The sequence below is a fragment of the Lapidilactobacillus mulanensis genome (assembly GCF_003946215.1).
Taxonomy (GTDB): domain Bacteria; phylum Bacillota; class Bacilli; order Lactobacillales; family Lactobacillaceae; genus Lapidilactobacillus; species Lapidilactobacillus mulanensis.
In genome coordinates this window covers 1-3,199 of the sequence record NZ_RHOW01000082.1, presented here as the reverse complement: position 1 = coordinate 3,199, position 3,199 = coordinate 1, and the positions used below count along the sequence as shown (strand labels likewise).

Here is a 3,199-nt window from a genome sequence, read left to right as displayed (position 1 = left end):
AGTCGTCGTTGTTTTTTGCAACAACAACTATCTTATCAACTTCAATTTATTACGTCAATAAGAAATTTAAAAAAATCAGTTAAAATATGCTAATGCTTCGGAGATCCACTGATCTTTAACCTCGGCAATTGCCTGATATCCGCGGTTTACTCGCTGGTTCGTCCAGAAAAACTTTTTGTGCGTCGTTGATGGAGAAATCGGTTCATTGGCTAGTGAACGCAACGACAAGCTCAGCTTCTGAGAAAACTCATCGAGATCGAGCACCATAACTTGGACTTGATCACCAATATGAATCACTTGGCTAAGATCATCTACATAACCCGATGTACATTCAGAAATATGGATCAATCCCTGAACTTGATCATCTAATAGAACAAACACGCCATAAGGTTGAATCCCGGTTACAGTTCCGGGCAAAATATCACCAATTCGATAGCTCGTAATCGTCACCTACTTTCATCAAAAATTAGGACTCAATGTTTATTTTAACAGGTTATGGCCGATTGATAAACTAAAACGTTCAGCCGCGGAACTGCCATTGCGCCGACTACATAATTACGGCCATTTATGGTAAAGTTAGTGCACTGAGTGATTAAAATCTTCATAGTAGGAAGTGTGATTCTTTTGGCACATAAATATGATTTACTGATTATCGGTGGTGGACCTGTCGGACTTTTTGCCGCATACTTCGCCGGAATGCGCAACGCCGATGTTGCCATAGTCGAAAGCTTGCCACAGCTCGGTGGTCAAGTTGCCGCCTTATTCCCCGAGAAAAACATTTACGATGTTGGTGGTATTCCTGGCATTAAAGCAAAAGACTTGATCAAAAACCAAGTCACCCAATTACAGGCCTTCTCTCCTAAAATCTTCTTAGAAACTTCAGTTAAGGATATTGAAGAAACCCCGGATGGCGACTATCTCGTTCAAACGAACCACGATCCGATTACCGCTCGAGCCATTATTATCGCAATCGGCAACGGCGCCTTTGCACCACGCCGGCTTGCTTTTGACTATGACCCGCAACTCGATCATAACGGCACGGTCGACTATTTCATTTCCGATCTGGAAGCTTGCCGTGGTAAAAAAATCGCGATTGCCGGCGGTGGCGACTCCGCAGTCGATTATGCACTGGCCTTAGAGCCGATTGCCGCACAAGTCACGATCATTCATCGACGCGATCAATTTCGCGGGCTCGAATCCAGCGTGACCAAGATGCAAAATTCTAGCGTCAATATTAAAACACCTTTTTTGCTGAATAGTCTCGCTCAAGCAGACGACCAATTGGCAGTGACCCTCAAACGGGTAAAAACGAACGATTTAGAAACGCTTCTCGTCGATAAACTGATCGTCAATTACGGCTTCACGGCTGACAGTCGCATTTTGCGGCAATGGGGACTCGATCTTAAGGGCGTTAAAGTTAAAGTAAATACTCGAATGGAAACTAATCGGCCGAAAATTTATGCCATCGGTGACGCGGTCGACTACGAAGGTAAGCTGGACTTAATTGCAACGGGTTACGGTGAGGCGCCGATTGCAGTCACCACAGCTTTACAGGCGGTTTATCCAGATAAGATCCGACCAGCCCACAGTACCAGTTTATTCAATTAAAAAAGTGAGGAGCTAGAACAATGATACCTAATTATCAAATGTTATTCGATCACGTCATCGACTTGTTAAAAAAGCGTGGCGTTTCCATCGACGATATCGCCGACTTAGTTATTTTCTTACAAAAAGATTATATTCACGGTCTAACTAAAGAACAGGCGGCTGAAAGTGTTAAAATTGTGCTGCAAAAGCGTGAGGTACAAAACGCGATGATCACCGGCATTCAATTGGATATGTTAGCGGAGCAGCACAAGTTAGATCAACCGTTGCAGGAAATTCTCGAACATGATTCCGGACTTTACGGCATCGACGAGATCATGGCCTTGAGTATCGTCAACGTTTACGGTTCGATCGGCTTTACCAATTACGGCTACATCGACAAAGTCAAACCAGGTGTGCTCGCAAAATTAAACGCGCACGAACCCGGCATCATCCACACATTCCTAGATGATCTCGTCGGTGCCACCGCCGCAGCCGCAGCAAGCCGCCTAGCCCACGCACATCCCGAACTAGAAGATGACCAAGACGTCTACACAGATTAAGTTGTGAGGTGGCACGGGTGAAATTGAGCATTAACTAGACTCATGATAAAATTCTGTTCTTGAATTTCATCATGAGTCCAGTTAAGCGGAAATTTCAGTGCCACCGAACACGATTAAGTTGTGAGAGCTGACGGTTGGCTGCGTAAGATAAGTCTCTTCAAGTAATTGATTTGGTCTTTGAGTCCATTGCTTGAAGAACTTATCTATAGCAGACAGTCAGATCGAACACGATTCAAGTTGTGCGTCGTCATCCACGGTCCACCCCCATCATTAGCCCCACAGCAGCCATCATTTTTTTAAACTTGATACTAAAGGAGTCCCTGCATTGCAATTCATTGATTTTTTCCTGCACATTGATCAACATCTCTTCAATATCGTCAACCAATTCGGTGGTTGGAGTTATCTCATTCTCTTCTTCATGATCTTCATCGAAACCGGCGTCGTGATTTTTCCATTCTTGCCTGGTGATTCCTTGCTCTTTGCGGCAGCTGCTCTGGCGGCCACTGGCAAGGTCAACCTGAACATCTTCGTGCTCTTCGCCATCTTTCTTGGTGGCGCCGTCCTTGGTGATACAATGAATTATCACATCGGCGTCAAAGTTGGACTAGCTGCTAGCGAAAATAGTTTCTTTTCGCGGATGATCAATCGTGACAAAATGGAAGCGGCGCAGCGATTTTTCGAGAAGCATGGTGGCAAAACGATTGCGCTTGCCCGCTTTGTCCCCTTCATTCGCACGTTTGCCCCCTTCGTTTCCGGTGGTAGTAAAATGAATTATCGCCACTTCCTCTTATTCAATTTCATCGGTGGCTTTGCTTGGGTGACTTTGTGTCTGGTCGGTGGTTACTTCTTCGGTAACATCGGCTTCGTCAGCCATCATTTCACTTTAGTCGCGCTGGGCATCGTGTTAGTCTCGTTGATTCCAGTGGGCATTATCAGTTTACAAAGCAAACTTAAAAAAGCATGAACAAAAAAGCTCTGAATCGGTCACGGCTCGGCTCCTGTCAAGAGGACAATCAAATAATTAAAGTGTTTATGCACATTCTTGAACGGCA

At 44.9% G+C, this 3,199-nt stretch carries 4 protein-coding genes; 3 read left to right on the top strand and 1 reads right to left on the bottom strand.

The features are described 5' to 3' along the window. Positions 1 to 75: 75 nt before the first annotated feature. On the bottom strand, positions 76 to 450 hold the full coding sequence (locus EKM67_RS10485; RefSeq protein ID WP_225417379.1) for a CvfD/Ygs/GSP13 family RNA-binding post-transcriptional regulator: 375 nt from the start codon (positions 448 to 450) through the stop codon (positions 76 to 78). 174 nt (positions 451 to 624) lie between these two features. On the opposite strand from EKM67_RS10485, the gene EKM67_RS10480 reads away from it, so the two are divergent. From EKM67_RS10480 to EKM67_RS10470, 3 genes are all read left to right on the top strand, one after another. Beyond that, on the top strand, positions 625 to 1,608 hold the full coding sequence (locus tag EKM67_RS10480) for an NAD(P)/FAD-dependent oxidoreductase (protein WP_225417378.1): 984 nt from the start codon (positions 625 to 627) through the stop codon (positions 1,606 to 1,608). 23 nt (positions 1,609 to 1,631) lie between these two features. Then, positions 1,632 to 2,147 (top strand): phosphatidylglycerophosphatase A family protein, encoded by a 516-nt coding sequence (locus tag EKM67_RS10475; RefSeq protein ID WP_191986416.1) that lies wholly within the window; start codon positions 1,632 to 1,634, stop codon positions 2,145 to 2,147. A gap of 325 nt (positions 2,148 to 2,472) precedes the next feature. Next, complete coding sequence (locus EKM67_RS10470) at positions 2,473 to 3,111, top strand: VTT domain-containing protein (RefSeq protein ID WP_125578923.1); 639 nt, start codon at positions 2,473 to 2,475, stop codon at positions 3,109 to 3,111. Positions 3,112 to 3,199: the final 88 nt, after the last annotated feature.